Consider the following 16,797-nt stretch of genomic DNA (forward strand, 5'->3'; position numbering starts at 1 on the left):
CAGTTAAGACCCGAGAGTATTACTGAATCGTTGAAGCGCCGCCCGGGTGGTGGGCACATCGGCGACCAAAGCCAGCCGCAGGAAGGATTTTCCGGCCTTTTCGCCGCCGTTTTCCGGCCGGGTCAGGTAATTGCCCGGCAGGGTGCGCAGGCCGGCCTCGCGCCACAGCTTCAGCGCCGCGGCCTCGGGGTCGCCGACATCGAGCCAGAGGTAGAAACCGCCGGCCGGCCGGAAAAAGCCGAAGCGGTTGCCGATGATACTCTGGGCGATGTCGAATTTCTCGCGATACAGCGCCCGGTTCTGCTCAACATGGCTTTCCTCGCGCCACAGGGCGGCCGAGGCGGCGATCACCGGCATCGGCACGCCGGCGCAGCCGTAGTTGCGCAGCTTGATGAAGGCCTGGGTGATCGCCGGATCGCCCGAGCAGAAGCCCGAGCGCAGGCCCGGCACGCTGGAGCGTTTCGACAGCGAGTGGAAGACGATCACGTTCTTCAGGCAGTCCGGCGTGATGCGGCCGCCGCTGAGGTGCATCGCGGCTTCCATGCCGCCGGTCGGCGGCACGTCGCCATAGATCTCGGCATAGCATTCGTCGAAGGCGATGACGAAGTCATGCTCGCGCGCCAGCTCGATCAGCTTCGCCATGTAGTCGATGCTGGCCACCGTGCCCTGCGGGTTGGCCGGCGAGCACAGATAGACCAGCGCGGTGCGCGCCAGCACGTCGCGCGGCAGGCCGGCGAAATCGGGCAGGAAACCGTTGTCCGGCGTCGCGGCAACGAAATAGGGATCGGCGCCGGCGGTGACGGCGGCACCGACATAGGTCTGGTAGAAGGGGTTCGGCATCAGCACCAGCGGCCGCTCCCCCTTCGGACCTTTTTTCTCCGGCACCACGACCTGCGCGATCATGTAGAGGCCTTCACGGGTGCCGCTCAGCGCGACGATCTGCCTGTCCGGCTCGATCAGGCCTTCAGGCAGATTGTAGCGCCGGGTCAGCCAGGCGGCACAGGCGATGCGGTAATCCGGGCTGCCGTTCGGCGTCGGGTAGCGGCTGAGGCTGCCGAGGTCGCGGCTGAGGTGCTCGCCGACGAAGGCCGGCATGGCATGCTGCGGCTCGCCGATCGACAGGTTGACGACATCGAGGCCGGCCGGCGTCGGCTCGTGGTCGAGCAGCGCGCGCAGGCGGGCGAAAGGATAATCGGACAGCAGGTCGAGCCGGGGGTTCAGCATGGCGATAATCTGTCTGCAGGGTCAGGGGTTTGACGAAGGTTCGCCGGCGGGCATGACAAGCGGGGCGGCGAATCGGGCCGGAACCCGGCCTGCCGGCAATCTACGGGGCGGCGAGTCGCCCGGCAAGCCGGGGGACCGGCCATGGCCAGCCGGGCCGGCAGCGGCACCATGCCGCAGCCATCAAGACCGCTATCACGGGGATATGACTCCCCGGCGGAACCGGTCGGACTACCTTCAACGGCGCTTATCCCCCAGTTGGACAGATACCCATGACAATTTGGCAACGTACCGCGTGGTGGCAGGATTCCGGGGCGCTGCGGCGCCTGATTACCGATCTGGCCGGCGCCGAACTCAACCGGCTGCATCCGGCCGAGCGGCCGATGACCTGGCCCGCCGCCGCCGGCCTGCCGCCGATGACCCCGGCCGAACAGGCAGCCGTCGGCGCCGCGATCACCCGCTTTTTCTGCCTGGCCGATGACACGCCGGTCGCGGCCGCCCTGCAGCAGCCCGACTGGCTGGCCGCCCTGCAGGCCGTTCTGCAGGGCGGCCCCGGCGATCTCGGCTTCCTGACCTCGGGCAGCAGCGGCGAGCCCAAGCCGGTACGCCAGCCCTGGTCGCGGCTCGACGAGGAAGCCGCCTTCCAGCTCGAGCTGCAGGGCCATGCTCCGCGCATCGTCAGCCTGGTGCCGGCGCATCATATCTACGGCTATATGTTCACCGTGCTGCTGCCCTATCGCTATGCCGCGCCGGTGCTCGACCTGCGCGACCGCCGGCCGGCCGCGATTATTGCTGCCCTGCAGCCCGGCGACCTGGTGGTCGGCTTCCCGCAGATCTGGAGGACGCTGGCGCAGAGCGCGCTGCAGAGCGGCCGGCCGATCCCGCCGGACGTGCGCGGCATCACCTCGACGGCGCCCTGCCCGCCGGACACCGCACGCCTGGTGCGCGCCGCCGGCTTCGCCCGCCTGGTCGAACTCTACGGCTCCAGCGAGACCATGGGGATCGGCTGGCGTGACGACCCGGCACAGCCCTATACGCTGTTCCCCTACTGGCGGCTCGAAGCGGATGCCGCGACCCTGCACCACCGGACCCGCGATTTCACTCTGGCCCTGCCCGATCGCATCGAGACGACCACGCCGGATGGCCAGCATTTCGTGGTGCGCGGCCGCCATGACGGCGCCATCCAGATCGGCGGCATCAACGTGCATCCCGGCCGCGTCGCCGACCTGCTGCGCAACCATCCCGGCATCGCCGATGTCGCCGTGCGGCCCTACCGCGCCGGCCCGACCCTGCGACTGAAGGCCTTTATCGTCCCGGCCGCGGCGGACGCCGACACCACGGCTCTGCGCGGCGAGATCGAGGCCTGGCTGCGCAGCCGGCTGCCGGCGATCGAGCGGCCGCGCAGCCTGACCTTGGGTCCGGCCCTGCCGCAGGGCACGATGGGCAAGCTGGCGGACTGGGAGATCGGCTGAGCGGGATATTACCGGCTGAAAAAGCGGCCGGCAGCTCCGCAGAAGACGCAGAAGGCGGAGCGCCGGCCGGCTATTCTAGAGGAAGAAGACCATCTGCCCCCGGATCGGCGGCTTGTCTGCCGGGGCCCGGCATCGGCTCAGAGCCGGCAGGGCAGCCACCGTTGCGGCAGGAGCTAGGCCGGCAAGCGCCGCCGCACAGGGCGGCCACAAGCGATTTTCCCCATCGGCGATTTTCCCCATCGGCGATTTTCCCCATCGGCGATTTTCCCCATCGGCGATTTTCCCGGTGCCGCCGGCGGGTGTAGGCTGGCGCCATGTCACAAAAGCCCCCTGCCTCGCCCGCCTGCAGCCTGGACGAGGCCCCCGACAGCTATCGCGGCTATCTGGCACCCGCCGAGATCGCCGCCGTGCTGCGGGCGATGGCCGCCGGCGCACCGGCGGAGATCGCCGCCCGCCTGGATGGACTCTGCAACGGCCTGCCGGCACCGGCGGCGCAGCTGCCATCGGGCTTTACCGGCGATGCCGCCGCCGACCTCGACCGCCTGCTGCCCCGCATCCGCGACGATGCCCTGCATGCGGCGCTCCGTGCGCTGCGTGATATGAACCCCTAGCTTTTCGCATCGGCCCCATCGGCATCGTCGGGCGCGTCCATTTCATGGGCGTCGCTGACCGGCGGCGGCGCCTTGGGCAGCGACGCAGGTGGCGCTTCCGCCGCCGGCCGGTCCTGCGTCACGAAGACCGGCGGTGCCTTGCCCTGCTTGTCGACGCCGAAATAGATCGTCTGGTGCGGAAACGGAATCTCGATGCCGAGCTCGTCGAAGCGCGCCTTCATGCGGCGCTGGAATTCGCGTTTCACCGCCCATTGCCCGCCGGCCACCGTCTTAAAGCGCACGCGCACGATGACGGCGGAATCGGCGAGCTGATCGAGGCCCAGGACCTCCAGCGGCTCGAGGATGCGCGCCGCCCAGTCGGGCTCCTGCCGCATCGTCTCGCCCAGTGCCTGCAGCACCGCGATCACTTCGTCGACATTCTCGCGATAGGCGACGCCGGCATCGATCACCGCGTAGGAGAAGCCGCGCGTCATGTTCTGCACGCGGGTGACCTCGCTGAACGGGATCACATGCACGGTGCCGTTCAGGTCGCGCAGGCGGATGATGCGGATCGAGATATCCTCGACCACGCCGGCATTGCCGCCGAGATCGACCACATCGCCGACCGAGATGGTGTCCTCCATCAGGATGAAGGCGCCGGTGATCACGTCCTTGACCAGGGTCTGGGCGCCAAAGCCGATGGCGAGGCCGATGACGCCGGCACCGGCCAGCAGCGGCGCGATGTTGATGCCGAGCTCGGACAGGATGATCAGGCCGGAAATCAGGCCGAGCACCACGGTGACCGTGCGGCGCAGCAGCGGCAGCAGGGTGCGCACCCGGCCCGACCGCGGCGTCGGCGTGCCATCCGCGCCCGGCTGGGTCAGGTAATACTCGATGCCGGTGCCGATCGCCTCCCACAGCACCAGGGTGAGCAGCAGCACCAGCACGATGGTGGTCAGCCGCGCCACCACGGCGCGGCCGGCGTCGCTGCCGAGCCAGACCAGCGTGTCGATGCCCCAGGCCTGCAGCACGGCAAAGGCCGCCACCCCATAGAGCACCACGCGGATGGTGCCGAGCAGCACCGGCAGGTAGCGGTTGGCCCGCGCCTCGAGGCCGGGAAAGCGCAGCCGCGTCTCCGCGCCGACGGCAAACAGCCGGCGGAAGCCGCGGTCGGACGCCGCCAGCAGCAGGCGGGTGACAACGAGGATGGCAATGGTCAGCAGGGTGCCGCGCAGGATCAGGCGGAAGCCGCCGGCGACCTCGAAGGCCCAGATCGCATAGGTGGCGCCGATATACAGCAGCGCCAGCACATGCCAGATGTCGGCGGCCCGCTGGCGCAGCAGGCGCATGGCATTGCCCCGCGGCGTCTCGTGGTGGCCGTGGCCGCGGATATGCTCGGCCACCGCGCGGCGGTTCTGCAACACCAATACGGTGACCATAGCGGCAAACAGGAAGGCGACCAGCCTGGCGATGGCATCGACGCCGTCGGGCGGCACATGCACGCGGCCGGCGATGCGCACCAGCGCATGGCCGAAAAAGCCGAGCACGGCGAGCCGGCTGAGCCACAGATAGGTATAGGCCGCCGTCTCGTCGCTGACGCGGGCGAGCCGGAGCGCGGCATTACCATGGCCGTCGTCGGGCGACAGCAGCGCCTGGCCGACGATCTGCACACCGCGCACGGCGACGAAAGCCAGCACGATGTACTGCGCGAGGTCGCGCGTCAGCGGGCCGGGCGCCAGCAGGCCGAGGATGCCGTAGGCGGCGCCGGCGAAGACCGCCGTCGGGATCAGCGCGACGACGGCGCGCAGCACCAGCAGCAGCAGGTTGAACCACAGCGAACCGCCCGGCTGGGCGCCGAGCGTGGCCAGCGGCCGGCGCAGCATGGCGAAAGCCAGCGCCTGCAAGGCGGCGGCAACGAGAATCGCGGCACCGAGCTTCAGCAGAACATCGGCCCAGGCGGCGCGGCGCTGCGGATTGGCGAACTGCCGCTGCACCCAGTCGGTCAGCGCCGGCAGGTCGGAGAATAATGCACTCGCCGCCGCGAGCGTGCTGCCGGCGCGGCGCATCTGTGCCATCACGCCATCGACGATGGCGCTGCCCGGATCGGTGTCGGCGGCCTGCGGCGGTGCTGGTTTGCCGTCAGCCGTCTTGCCATCGGCCGAATCGCGCGCCGCGGCCAGCGCCCGCAGGGTCTCGACCAGTTTCTGGCGCTCGTCGGGATTCTGCAGCCGGTCGGCCAGGCCGTTGAGGTCCTGCGCATTCAGGCCCGCCGTCTCGCCGGTCGCCGTCGCCGGAGCGGGCGCTGTCTGCTGGGCAGCGGCGGGCATGGCCGCCAGCAGGGCGGCAAGCAGGAGCGTAATGGCAGGGAACAGCCGGGCCTGACGGCACAGCCTGGGGAAAACTATCTTGTCGGTCATCGGCCTGATTGTAGACGGCACACCCGATGGTGCCAGTTCAAAATCCGTGGAAGACCGGCAAGCTATTGTCGGAATTGGGCATTTTTTTGACCCGGCGGGCGCCGGATCGCTGCAGGACGGATTTTTGGAGGGGAATGGTGCCCAGGGACGGATTTGAACCGCCGACACGAGGATTTTCAGTCCGACGCTCTTTGTAGAAAATCAATGACTTGCGTGCAAAACTTGGGTATTTGGGGGCACCAGTGGTCAATAGGTTACCGGCAATTTGCAAAACTCTCGGAACGGCGTTCGGACTCCTGCTGATCGCTGCCCTGCCGGCACAGGCCAACACGAAACGGCCCGAGACGATCACCGGGGTCGTCACCGCCGTCGACGATGGCGACACCCTGACCCTGCAGGCCGATGACGGCCGGTGCATCGAGGTCCGCATGTCGGACTATGACAGCCCGGAAATCGCCCACCGGCCGGGGCAGACACCGGCCTGCGGCGGTTCACCCGGAAACTGGCCGCCCGCGCCCTACCCCGGCCAGCCGGGCGGCGAAGACGCCGGCAAGGTGCTGCGCGATCTCGCCCTCGGCCACCGCGCCACCGCGCTGTGCTATGGCTCCGGGGGCTACGGCCGGCTGGCCTGCCATGTTACCGTCGACGGCCAGGTCGAGAGTTTGAACCGGCAGGTCATCCGCGCCGGCTGGGGCCTGATCTTCACGCGGTCGAACTGGGTCCATGACCCCCAGTCGCGTGCCATCGAGGCCGAGGCCATCGCGGCACACCGGGGCCGCTGGGGCCTGCCGGCATGGCAGGCCCTCGATCCCTACTGGTGGCGCACCAACTGCTGGAAAAAGGGCGGCGGTCAGCCGGACAACTGTCCCGGCGCCAGCGCCAAATAAGACTGCGATCCGGCAGCCCCCGAACATTGTCCTGTGGCGGATGGCCGGCATTCCGGTCTATCTGTCGTCGCCATGCGCTTCCCGCTTCGCACCCTCGCCCATGTCCATGGCTTCCGCCGCGCCACCCAGGGCCGGCTGGGCGCCGAACAGATCGCCGTCTGCCGGTCCTGCGGCTGGAAGTGGAGCGTCAACCTCGATGCGGCGCGCCGCGAGCTGGGCGACGATGCCACCGGCAGGGACCTGATCGGCGTCCACCGCTGCCCGCATTGCGGCGAAGGTATGGCCGGCGATGCCTATGTCGTGATCGACACCGCGCCGCAGCAGCGGCCGGTCTGGTTCGGCAGCCAGTTCGAGGGCCGGCTGGATACCACGGACCCATTCGCGACCATGAAGACGCGGCGGCGGACATAAAAAAAAGCCCGCCGGCACGAAGCCGGCGGGCACCCAGTCTGGGAGGAAGGCGATATGGGCAGTCAGGGCAGCGGCAGCGCCGCGCGATCCTTCAGCAGTTGATTGGCCGCGCCGATCATGGCTTCGTTGCAGGCACCCCAGCCGGCCAGCTCGAAGGCCGCGGCGCGCGCCTCGTCAAGGCTGGCGTAGGCCGCCGGCAGTTGCGGCCGGGCGCAGGGCTGGATCTGCGGAATGTCCTGCCGCTGGATCACCGCCTTGGGGATCACCACCGCCGACGATCCACCGCAGGCCGTCAAGATCGCTGTTGAAAGCATCGAGAACAGCACCGCAGGCCGCGGCCACCGGCACCGGGATTTTGCGTTCGACATAGACCTTCCTCACTTCCACCCTGACCTGGCCGGCAAGGCGATCGGCGCGGGCCATCATGGCCTGCAGCGCCGCCGCGTTGAGCCGGTTGAGACTCTGTTCATGCTGGAAGGCGGCAAAGTTATCCTGCGCCACCTGTTCCGCCGTCTTGCGGTTGGCGGTTTCGGTGCCGAGCGCCATCTGCGCGCGGCCGAGGCGCCACTCCGTCAGGCCGACGGCGCCGGCCAACAGCAGGACGGCGCAGATCATCGCGCCGGTCGCCCATGCCCGCAGCGAACTGCCCGCGCCCAGCAGGCTGACAAGGCGGCCCATGGTCAGCCGCCCGCTTCCATCAGCCGCCACCAGCGGTCGATGGCCGGGGCGTAGCCCAGCGTCTCGGCGGCATGGCGGCCGGTGATCTGCGGCAGGCAGCGCATGATGGCGTCGTATCCCGGCGGTAGCATGCCGTTCTCGGCACAGGCCCGCTGGGCAGCGAGGATATTGCCGAAACCGCCGTTGTAGCTCGCCTGCGCCAGGTGATGCCGGTCCAGCGCCGGCCGCGGGCTCGACCAGCCGGCCCGCAGCCGCGCCATGTAATAGGCGCCGGCCTCGATACTGACCGCGGCCTGGCTGCGCGGCACGGCGCCGAGGCCCATCGCCGCGGTGACCTCGGTCCAGGTCGCCGGCATGAACTGCGCCAGACCCTCGGCGCCGGCCGGGCTGCGCGCCGCCGGGTCGAGGCGCGATTCCTGATAGAGCTGGGCCTTCCACAGTTTCCACGGCACGCCGGGCATCCAGCGTTTCGAAGCCTGCATGATGGCCAGGTCATACTTGCCGGTGAAGGTCGCCGCCTGCGCCGGCCCCGGCAGGACGATGATCGCCAGCGCCAGGCAGCCGAAGGCCATGATCAGCGCATAGGACAGGAAGACGGCCAGCACCCGGCAGCCCATATAGCCGCGCATGGCGGCGGAATCATGATCGATGTCGCGGAAGCGCACGCCGCGCAGCCAGTCGAACAGGCGCAGGGTGAGAACCGCCCCAAGGCCGACCGCCGTCGCCAGCAGGAATTTCAGCGAATAGCTGGTCACGAGCTGCAGCGCGGCCGGGCCATAGGACTCATGCAGGAACTGCCATATCGCCGGCCAGATGCCGCAGAGGAACTGCCAGACCGTGCGGGCGGCGGCGATGAACAGCGGGAGAATATCGGGCATGTCAGGACCTCAGTGTTTCGAAGGATCGGCCGGCAGCACCGGCGGGGCGTGGGTCTGGGTGACCGGCGGCATCGGCACGCCGTTCCGGCGCAGCCACAGCACGATCAGCGACTGGATGCCGTTCATGCCGAACCACGAAAACAGGCCGATGAAGGCGGCCTGCTGCGGCCCCGGTGCGATGTGGAAATAATCGGCGATGCCGACGCCGATGATGGCGCAGAGGATCGCCATGCCGATCTCGAAGGCGATCAGCGAGAAAGCCAGCCGCGCCCGGCCGGCACGGATCTGTTGCGCGTACCACATCAGCCGCGCCAGGCCGGCAATGGCGAAGGGCCAGGCCCAGTTAGAGAGGGCGGTCGAGGCCTCGACCCACCAATCGCCCAGTCTCTCGACCATATCTCCCCCTTGTCGCCAGAAACCAGCAGGCGCCGTCATGCAGACACTCCGGCTGTCACCGCCCACCAGATGCACAGGCCGATCCAGCCGCCGAACAGCAGTTCGGCCAGTTCGGTGCCCCGCCCGATCACCACCTCGCCGCGCCACACCACCGGCCGCATCGGCAAAGCCCAAGCCGCCATGTACAGCGGCGCCGAGGCCAGGCCGGCCAAACCGACGAACCGGCCGCAGTCGTATCCGGTCAGCGCAAAAACACAGGCTGACGGATACAGCCACAGCAGACCTCGCACTGCATTGGCGATGGCGCGTTCGACACCAGCCGGCACCAATCCGTCGTCGAACCACGGCGGCAGACAGCCGAGGAATAGCGCCGGCACCAGCGCCAGCAGGCGCCAGTCGGCGCCATAGGCCATGCCGGCAAGGCCCAGCAGCGTCGCATACTGCAGCCGGCCGCCGGTGGTGCCGGTGCCGGTGACGGCATCCCACAGGCCGGAACCGCGCAGGCGAAAGGTGACGGCGCCCAGCAGGATGAAGCCGAGGCACCACAGCGCCTGCGCAAGGATGCGCAGGTCGAACAGCATCATGGTCATGGCAAGTTCCTTCACAGCAGCGACGCCTGGCGGCGCACGGCCGGGTCGATATTGGTGAAGACCAGCTCGTTGACTTTCTGGCTGGCCGCCTCGGCAATCGAATAGGTCGTCTCGATCACCGAGCAATGGAAGGCGGCGAAGATCGACCGGATTTCCGGGGCGTCGTTGATCGATAGGATGAACCGGCCGCTGATACCGGCCAGGACCTGCGCCAGCCGCTCGAAATCATCCTTGCCGAAGACACCGGCGCCGTAATCGGTCTCGCAGTTCCAGTAGGGCGGGTCACAATAGAACAGCGTGCCGGGCCGGTCCCAGCGCGAGACAAGATCGGCCCATGGCAGCCGCTCGATGATGACACCGGACAGCCGCTCATGAACCTCGGCAAGGTCTGGAGCGAGACGGTTCACGTCGAAGCGGCCGGCCGTGCCTGGTGCGATGCCGAAGGTGCGGCCGACGATCTTGCCGCCAAATGCCGTGCGCTGCAGGTAGAGGAAGCGCGCGGCGCGCTGCATGTCGGTCAGGCTGTCGGGGTTCTGCCCGGCCAGCCGCTCGAACTCGTCGCGGCTGGTGATCTGGTATTTCAGGACATCCATGAACTGCGGGTAATGATGGTTCAGGATGCGGAACAGGTTGATCACGTCACGGCTGATATCGTTGATCACCTCGCAGCGCGGCCGTGACTTGCGACGGAAGAACACCCCGCCCATGCCAATGAAGGGTTCGGCATAGGTATCGTGCGGCACCTCGCCGATCAGGTCGCCCAGCCGCTCGGCCAGATGCCGCTTGCCGCCCAGATAGGGTGCCACCGGCGCGACCGGACGGACCGGTTTCAGGGACGGCGACTCGGGACCGGCCGGCGGTTCCACCGGCCTGTTGCTCGACTCCATGCTGTGGATTTCCTACTTTTACCCGCCCCTGCAGGGGTGGCGGGTTGGCCGGTCGGGCCGGCCTGGACGGTCAAGCGCGGCACCACCCGCGCGGTTCGGGCTGTGTCCAGCAGCCCAGACCCCCGCCTCTTGTCCGCCGGTTCAGGCCCGGCGGAACGGCGTTCCGGTTATTGCTGCTGACCGGCCACCGGCGGCCAGCCGGCGGTGAAGTCATAGTCGATCAGGCTGGGGATATTCTCGGCATCGGCCAGCGCCTTCATCGCCTGGCTGTGCAGCTTCTCGGTGCTGTAGCACGCCTGCACATGCGTGCCGGCGGTAACGGCGATGGCGGTCATGGCGGCAGCGTCAAGCTGTTCCCAGCCGTTAGCTGCCTTCCAATCGATCACCATTTCCGGGTCGCGCTGTACCAGGCTGTAGGCGGAGCTGATCTTGGCCTGGCTTGCCTCGTCCGTGCGGATCACGCTGCCGCCCAGTTCGATGCCGGCCGTCTCGATGCCATAGCGGAAGGCCGCGAGGTCGGCCTGGCGGCGGACCAGGATATCGGCCACCGGCCGAGGCGTGGCCTCATAGGTGATCACCTCGTTATTCCGGTTCTCGGATACAACGTAGTAGCGGTCGTCGACAGCGGGCCGTGCGGCACGCTGGACCGGAACGGCCCCAAGCGCCGCCAGCGTCTCGGCATCGGCGCCGCCGAGGAAAGCTGCATCATAGAGCCGGTTCTGGAAGCTGAAGGCAGAACCGACCTGCACGATGCCGAGGCCGGGAATGAAATACTCGGTGGGCTTGGCCATGGTGTCTCCTTATCGGGCGGTGCCCTGTTTATCTGGCGGTGCCCTGGGCGGCGCAGTCGCCGGTGGCGAAAATCTGGTCGGCCAGGAAGAAGGCGAAGATCGCCGCGCCGCTGGCATTGGTGTTGCTGGTGTTGTCGGCCGGCGCGGCACCCGCGGCGAAGAAAGCCAGACGATTGCTGGCGATATCGCCGCTGTTGAGGTTCGGGATCAGATTGTGCGGCGCCGGGTTGTAGGCCGGCAGGCCGGCATCGTTCCAGATCCAGTTGTAGCCGCCGGCCTCGACCTTGCAGACGCCGATGCCGGCAAGGAACGGCAGGTTGATGAACGGCGACCATGCCGTCGCCGTGCCGGTGAATTTGCGGAGCGCGACCACCGGGCCATCGGCCAGCACGATATAGCGATAGCGGCCGGTGGCCGCCGCCGCCCCGATATCGAAGCCGGCGGCCGTGACGCTGGTGATGCTGGTGTCGGCCGTGCTGGTATCCTGGCCGTCCATGTAGAACAGCTTGCCGGCCGCGAGATCCGGATGGAAGAACGGCCAGCGCCCGCCGGCGCCGTCGACCCGCTTGAGGATCACGACCTTGCGGCTGGTGCCGAGGCCATCGGCCACCGTGGTGGCGACGCCGTTGACATGGTCGATCTCGCCGGTCGCGATGCCATAGGCCGGGTCGACCCGCAGGGTCAGGCCGACATACTGCCCGCCGGCGGTCAGCGCGGGAAACGCCACCTTGATGCCGGTCGACGACGTATCGAGCGCATTGGCAAAGTCGTCGCTGAAGCGGTAGCGCCAGCCCTCGGCCACATCGGTACGCTTGAACACCTCGATATAGGCCGGCCAGCCGAGACGCTTAGCCGCCAAGGCCGCCTCGATGGTCGAGCCGGATTCGGCGGCCCTGGCAACGGCAGCAGCGGCCTTCACCACTGCCGGACGGGCGACCGCAGCCATGCACCACGGCCGGAAGCCGGCCGGCGCGGCAATCGAGAAATCACGCTGGCCGAAGTTATATTGCCCGATCCCGGCGGTGTTGATGCCGGTCGTTCGGCTGACCGAGGTAATGGGGCCGTAGCGCCGACCGGGAACCGGCGAAAAGGTCATGGTGGGCAGGGTGCCGGCAACCGGATCGCCGCCGCCGATCCAGGCGCCGGCTGGCGACCGCAGCCAGATTTTCCCGGCCGTTACATCCGCGGCGACACCATAGATGCCATAGGTCGCATAGTCGGCGCCGTTGCCGGCATACTTGACTGCCACATAAGAGGTGGCGCCTGTAGCATCCAGCTCGACGATACCAAGGCCGGTGCTGCCATATCCCGCATTGGAGATCGCGGTGCCCTCGTGGAAGAACTGGCCGGTCGAGACAAACAAGGACGGATTAAAATCTATCCGAAGTCCGGCCACTGCGGTCTGAAATTTCAGACCGCCCTCGGAAACCACGCCACCATTCAGCGCGCCCGAGGCCAAATTCGGGATGCAGCAATTGCCGCGGAAGTCGGTCCCGGACCGATAGTTGGTCGGGGTATCCTTGACGAAATCGGATTGAATAAAATTCGCTGGCGTCCAGTCGTTCGCGGCGACGTGGTTCGCCGCCAACAGCGCGCGGTCCTTGAATCCTTCAGCCACCGTGGCCGGCAGATCACCCGCATCGCCGGTGAAGTTGAGGAGGTGGCCATTCTTTCCGGCATCGCCGGTCCAGATGACAGGCATGAGATTGCCGCTGCGCGGATCTGTGGCGAGAAAGGCTTCCGGCCCCAGCGAGACGCCGTCGAGGTGATAGAACAGCGCGATGTAGCCATCGAAATACTGCGGCGATACCGACGTGTTTCGCCCGAACTGGTGCGCGATGGCGGTATTCATGCGGGTGTCGAAATTCACCGCCGGATAGGTCGCGCTGTTGAAATCGGTGATCTGGTCGAGGCCGACATAGAGCCGGTTGCGGTCGGCCGCGACGGCCTGGTCGGTATCCACGCGCCAGGTGAACGGCAGCCATGCCGTCGGGTCGCGGAACAGCCGGCTGGTGAAGATCGGGTAAGCCCCGCCGGCATTGGCAAGGTGCGCCGTCAGCCGGTCACCAACGATGCCGATACCGGTGGTATTGGACGCCGAACCATCGGTGAAAATCCAGCCATCGGCGAGCGAGGCCCGCTTGAGCATCATGAAGACGGTCCAGCGGCGGGTGTTGCCTGCCGTCGCAAAGGTCTTCTGCGCATAGGTGGTGCCGGCGGCGCGGGCCAGCACGCTGCGCTTGACGCGGAATTTGGCGCAGCCGCCCATGGCGTGCGGGAGTATAAACTCGTGCATCGCGGCCTCAGAGGATGTTGTTTTTCATGTGGGCGAAGACCTTGCCGCCCGGCATGCCGATGCCGATCAGCAGGTCGACGGCATTGGCGGTGGTGGTCGGCGCCGGTGCCTCGCCGTTCTCGAACTGCCAGTTGGTATCGTAGGCCAGGCCGCAGCCGCCGCCGGCCGGCTGGGCGATCTTGATGACGAAGGGCTTGAGCAGGGTCACGCCGGTCGGATTGCCCAGCGTGCGGCTGGCGGTCAGGCCGAGCGTGAACGCCGAGCCGGCGGCCAGCGGCACCGCGACCGGGCTGGCCTCGACCAGCGGCACCACGTTGACGCCGGCGGTGATCGCCACGATGGCGTCATAGAGCTGGTTGTAGTTGCCGGCATCGAGCGGAATGCCGGCGGACTCGACGCATTGCGCAAGCTGTTCCTGGACATGGTCGCACCACTCAGCGATAAGCCGCGTCGCCAGCACGGCGGCGAGCGGATCGCCGTTCCGGAAGCCGTTCTTGCCGGCGCCGAACTTGTCGACGAAGGCGGTGCTGGTGTCGATGCGCTTCATGCGGCCACTCCGTAAGAAAACAGGACCTTGGTATGGGCGGGTTTCAGCTTGTCGATCACGCATTCCAGCGTGGTATCGCCCCAGACCCGGATCGCTTCGTCGCAGGCCGATTCGCAGGTCATGTCGACGATGCGGGTGGCCTGCGCGATATCCATGCGCCAGACGAAGCGCCACGGGTCGGGGTCGAGGCTGTCGTCACAGTTGCTGTTGCAGGTGAACGGGCGGAACTCGGTGATGACGGCGCCGGGATAGCCGAGCTGGTCGGCGATGCCGATGAAATAGGCGCGCGACTGGCCACCGCGGCTGGTCCATTTCTGGGTCACCCGCAACTGGCGTTCGGCGATGGTCTCGCCGCCGGGCACCGTGCATTCATCGGGCAGTCCGCAGACCCGTTCCCAGCGCGCCAGCATTTCGTAGGCGGTGCGTGGGTCGCCCTCTTCCACCAGGTCCATGACCCGGCCATGGATGCGGGCGAACTCGCCGGCGATGCCTTCAAGAAAAGCAGCCAGACGACTGCCGAGGTCGCGCGGCCAGAGCGGCCCCAGCGGCAGCAGGGACAGCAGCAACGACCGGTAGTCAGCCGTGGACAGGCGGGTCAGCATCGCGGGCATCGGATCAGGTCCAGGTGATATCGCCGAAGGTGCTGATGTCACCCAGCGCCGAGACCACATTGGCCGCCGGGGTCACCAGCACATGGTCGGATTCGCCGGCGGCGTTCGAAATCGCCTCGCGGATGTGACTGATCAGCAGGGTGCCGCCAGGCTTCGTTTCGCGGCGGATCAGATCCCGCAGTTCCACCGCGATGGCGGTGCGGACCGCCGGCGTATCGGGCTGCAGGCCAGCGATTTCAAATGCAATCGGAACGGCGTTCGGGGCGCCGACAAAGACTTCGGCGGTCACCGGACGCTGGATGTCCATATACGTCTGCGCCGCGGCTACGTCGGCAGGCAGTGGAATGCCATCCGGATAGGTGTCATCCATCATGAATCGCACGTTGACGGTGCCGAGGCCGGCTTCCTGCGGCGCCGGCCATGACCGCGTGACGGCGGCGGAATAGGCCCTGATCCAGGTGTCGTAATCGGTTTCCTTGCCGCCATGAGGCGGCTGGCGGATACGGTCAAGAATGCGCGCCCGCCACGCCTCGATATCCTCGGTCTCGGCACCACCGGTCAGGCCGCCGGCGGCAACCGTGCCGGTGCCGGCGAGGCCGGCGACCGGCGAGACCAGCGCCAGGGGCGCGCCAGCGTCCATGTTGCCGGTGATGCCCGCCGTGCTGCACAGCAGCGGCACCGTGACGGTCCCGAGCGCGACCACGCCATCGGCCTGCACGGTGAACTCGATGCCGTCGGTGCGGCGCAGGACCTGCCCGGCCGGCAGGACGACGCCATCGGGGGAACCGGCGATAGTGAAGCTGCCGCCAGCGTAGGTCGCGGCGATGCGGTCGATCTTCCAGATGCCGGCATGGCGCGCCAGCAGCAGGACGGCCGTATCGGGCAGGAGTTCGCGGGCGACGACACCGATGAAGGCATAGAGGCTATTGGCGACCTCGGCGATCACCCGCGACAGCACGCCGGCCAGCGAACGGCGCAGGGAAAACTCGGTCGACCCGAGACGCGCCACCAGCTCGGCGGCGATCCGGCCGATCAGCGCCGTCAGGGTCGGACGGCTGAAATCGCTGGCCATGATCAGACCTCACCCATTCAGAATTTCCCACGGAAACTGGATATCGAGCCGGCTGACCGCGCCGTCGATCTCCTCAATTTCGGCACCAATGCCGATGGCCTCGATGCCGATACGTTCGACGGTGATAAACACGCTGCGCGCCAAACCATCCGTCACCAGCCAGGCCAGCGCCTCTTCGGTATATTGCCGGGCGCGGACCAGCGTCGACGGCACGATCTTCTCGCGCACCAGCAGCCACAGACGCGAGCCGATCCTGTCGCCCGGCACTGCCGGAAAACTGTCGCCCCACCAGCCCCTGCGGTCGCCATCGGGCAGCGGATCGCTGGGATCGGCCTGGCGCCAGGTGAACAGGCTGATCAGCACCGCCTCGCGCAGGCGGTCGGTCAGGCCGGCACCGGTGACCTCGACCTTGATGTCGCCGGCCAGCGCCGTGAGATCGAAGAGAAGCCCAAGGCGGTCCATCCGGTCCCTCCCCTACGGGTCTTCGCTGCGCGGCGGCGCAATCGGATTGTCGATCTGCGGGTCGAAGACCGCGCCAGTGGACCATGTCTCGCGCTGATATCCGGCGCCGGACTTGCGCAGTTCCTCGGCATAGCCGTTGACATCGAGGCGGTGCCGGTTGGCGGCCAGGACCACGATGTCGTCAGCATCCAGCACGATGCGCGGTGCCTTGATATGAAGGCTGCCGTCCGCGCGCAGATGGATGAATTTTCCCAGCATGTCCCACAGCATCGACTCGCCAGCGGCCAGCGCCTTGGGCTGCCGCTTGCGGTCGTCCAGCACGAGGACGACGCCATGGCTGCGGTCGCCGGCGGGAAACACCGCGACGCCACGGGCACCGGCCGGCGCGACCGATGAAAACCCGAAGGCCTGCAGGTATTCGACGTTGTCCTTCACTTCATCGGCCAGCAGGGAAATCTGCACGGCCTGCACCGGCGCATGGTCCCGCGCCTGAGTCAGCACCACGCGGGCGACCATCATCAGGACGCGGCGCGCCAGCGGCGCCAGCAGGCGATTGATCGCCCGCTCGGAGACACGATTGTCCATGGTCTG

Annotated in this window: 20 protein-coding genes; 6 read left to right on the top strand and 14 right to left on the bottom strand. The window is 67.7% G+C overall.

Features of this window, described 5'->3' with window-relative positions; genetic code table 11:
* Positions 1-3: 3 nt before the first annotated feature.
* Complete coding sequence (locus ACFOOQ_RS03710; RefSeq protein WP_379721943.1) at positions 4-1,224, bottom strand: aminotransferase class I/II-fold pyridoxal phosphate-dependent enzyme; 1,221 nt, start codon at positions 1,222-1,224, stop codon at positions 4-6.
* A gap of 269 nt (positions 1,225-1,493) precedes the next feature.
* Between ACFOOQ_RS03710 and ACFOOQ_RS03715 the strand changes: the two genes are divergently transcribed.
* Together ACFOOQ_RS03715 and ACFOOQ_RS03720 are read left to right on the top strand one after the other, a co-directional pair.
* A complete protein-coding gene (locus tag ACFOOQ_RS03715; RefSeq protein ID WP_379721945.1) occupies positions 1,494-2,693 on the top strand; it encodes an AMP-binding protein in 1,200 nt (399 codons plus the stop codon).
* A gap of 314 nt (positions 2,694-3,007) precedes the next feature.
* Complete coding sequence (locus ACFOOQ_RS03720) at positions 3,008-3,304, top strand: hypothetical protein (RefSeq protein WP_379721947.1); 297 nt, start codon at positions 3,008-3,010, stop codon at positions 3,302-3,304.
* Here the strand turns inward: ACFOOQ_RS03720 and ACFOOQ_RS03725 are convergent.
* Positions 3,301-5,700 carry a mechanosensitive ion channel domain-containing protein gene (locus ACFOOQ_RS03725; protein ID WP_379721949.1) on the bottom strand — a complete coding sequence of 800 codons (2,400 nt, stop codon included), beginning with the start codon at positions 5,698-5,700 and terminating at the stop codon, positions 3,301-3,303. The genes ACFOOQ_RS03720 and ACFOOQ_RS03725 overlap by 4 nt on opposite strands.
* Here ACFOOQ_RS03725 and ACFOOQ_RS03730 point away from each other — a divergent pair.
* The 3 genes from ACFOOQ_RS03730 (at position 5,690) to ACFOOQ_RS03740 (ending at position 6,998) form a co-directional block, all read left to right on the top strand.
* Complete coding sequence (locus tag ACFOOQ_RS03730) at positions 5,690-5,857, top strand: hypothetical protein (RefSeq protein WP_379721951.1); 168 nt, start codon at positions 5,690-5,692, stop codon at positions 5,855-5,857. The two genes, ACFOOQ_RS03725 and ACFOOQ_RS03730, sit on opposite strands and share 11 nt — an antisense overlap.
* 85 nt (positions 5,858-5,942) lie before the next feature.
* The gene (locus tag ACFOOQ_RS03735) at positions 5,943-6,587 is read left to right on the top strand and encodes a thermonuclease family protein (protein ID WP_379721953.1); all 645 of its coding nucleotides are present in this window, start codon (positions 5,943-5,945) and stop codon (positions 6,585-6,587) included.
* Between the two features lie 72 nt (positions 6,588-6,659).
* The gene (locus ACFOOQ_RS03740) at positions 6,660-6,998 is read left to right on the top strand and encodes a hypothetical protein (RefSeq protein ID WP_379721955.1); all 339 of its coding nucleotides are present in this window, start codon (positions 6,660-6,662) and stop codon (positions 6,996-6,998) included.
* Positions 6,999-7,060: 62 nt separating this feature from the next.
* Here the strand turns inward: ACFOOQ_RS03740 and ACFOOQ_RS03745 are convergent, their stop codons facing one another.
* The gene (locus ACFOOQ_RS03745; RefSeq protein WP_379721957.1) at positions 7,061-7,267 is read right to left on the bottom strand and encodes a hypothetical protein; all 207 of its coding nucleotides are present in this window, start codon (positions 7,265-7,267) and stop codon (positions 7,061-7,063) included.
* On the opposite strand from ACFOOQ_RS03745, the gene ACFOOQ_RS03750 reads away from it, so the two are divergent.
* The gene (locus ACFOOQ_RS03750; protein ID WP_379721959.1) at positions 7,254-7,730 is read left to right on the top strand and encodes a hypothetical protein; all 477 of its coding nucleotides are present in this window, start codon (positions 7,254-7,256) and stop codon (positions 7,728-7,730) included. The genes ACFOOQ_RS03745 and ACFOOQ_RS03750 overlap by 14 nt on opposite strands.
* On the opposite strand, the gene ACFOOQ_RS03755 is transcribed toward ACFOOQ_RS03750, so the two are convergent.
* The 11 genes from ACFOOQ_RS03755 to ACFOOQ_RS03805 form a co-directional block, all read right to left on the bottom strand.
* A complete protein-coding gene (locus tag ACFOOQ_RS03755) occupies positions 7,679-8,554 on the bottom strand; it encodes a transglycosylase SLT domain-containing protein (protein ID WP_379721961.1) in 876 nt (291 codons plus the stop codon). The genes ACFOOQ_RS03750 and ACFOOQ_RS03755 overlap by 52 nt on opposite strands.
* A gap of 9 nt (positions 8,555-8,563) precedes the next feature.
* A complete protein-coding gene (locus ACFOOQ_RS03760) occupies positions 8,564-8,989 on the bottom strand; it encodes a phage holin family protein (RefSeq protein ID WP_379721963.1) in 426 nt (141 codons plus the stop codon).
* Positions 8,986-9,540, bottom strand: a complete 555-nt coding sequence (locus tag ACFOOQ_RS03765) for a hypothetical protein (RefSeq protein WP_379721965.1) — start codon at positions 9,538-9,540, stop codon at positions 8,986-8,988. The genes ACFOOQ_RS03760 and ACFOOQ_RS03765 overlap by 4 nt, the downstream gene beginning before the upstream one ends.
* A gap of 11 nt (positions 9,541-9,551) precedes the next feature.
* Entirely contained in the window at positions 9,552-10,427 is an 876-nt protein-coding gene (locus tag ACFOOQ_RS03770; protein ID WP_379721967.1) for a DNA adenine methylase, read from the bottom strand.
* Positions 10,428-10,594: 167 nt separating this feature from the next.
* Entirely contained in the window at positions 10,595-11,218 is a 624-nt protein-coding gene (locus tag ACFOOQ_RS03775; protein WP_379721969.1) for a DUF4376 domain-containing protein, read from the bottom strand.
* A 28-nt stretch (positions 11,219-11,246) separates the two neighbouring features.
* Positions 11,247-13,514: a DUF7483 domain-containing protein gene (locus ACFOOQ_RS03780; protein WP_379721971.1), complete on the bottom strand. Its 2,268-nt coding sequence runs from the start codon at positions 13,512-13,514 to the stop codon at positions 11,247-11,249.
* Positions 13,515-13,521: 7 nt separating this feature from the next.
* Entirely contained in the window at positions 13,522-14,061 is a 540-nt protein-coding gene (locus ACFOOQ_RS03785; protein WP_379721973.1) for a hypothetical protein, read from the bottom strand.
* Positions 14,058-14,672: a YmfQ family protein gene (locus ACFOOQ_RS03790; protein WP_379721975.1), complete on the bottom strand. Its 615-nt coding sequence runs from the start codon at positions 14,670-14,672 to the stop codon at positions 14,058-14,060. The genes ACFOOQ_RS03785 and ACFOOQ_RS03790 overlap by 4 nt, the downstream gene beginning before the upstream one ends.
* A gap of 4 nt (positions 14,673-14,676) precedes the next feature.
* On the bottom strand, positions 14,677-15,744 hold the full coding sequence (locus ACFOOQ_RS03795; protein ID WP_379721977.1) for a baseplate J/gp47 family protein: 1,068 nt from the start codon (positions 15,742-15,744) through the stop codon (positions 14,677-14,679).
* Between the two features lie 9 nt (positions 15,745-15,753).
* On the bottom strand, positions 15,754-16,206 hold the full coding sequence (locus tag ACFOOQ_RS03800; protein ID WP_379721979.1) for a phage GP46 family protein: 453 nt from the start codon (positions 16,204-16,206) through the stop codon (positions 15,754-15,756).
* Between the two features lie 12 nt (positions 16,207-16,218).
* Positions 16,219-16,791 (bottom strand): phage baseplate assembly protein V, encoded by a 573-nt coding sequence (locus ACFOOQ_RS03805; protein ID WP_379721981.1) that lies wholly within the window; start codon positions 16,789-16,791, stop codon positions 16,219-16,221.
* Positions 16,792-16,797 lie beyond the last annotated feature (6 nt).

This window comes from Ferrovibrio xuzhouensis, from assembly GCF_042648965.1.
In the GTDB taxonomy this organism is placed as follows: domain Bacteria; phylum Pseudomonadota; class Alphaproteobacteria; order Ferrovibrionales; family Ferrovibrionaceae; genus Ferrovibrio; species Ferrovibrio xuzhouensis.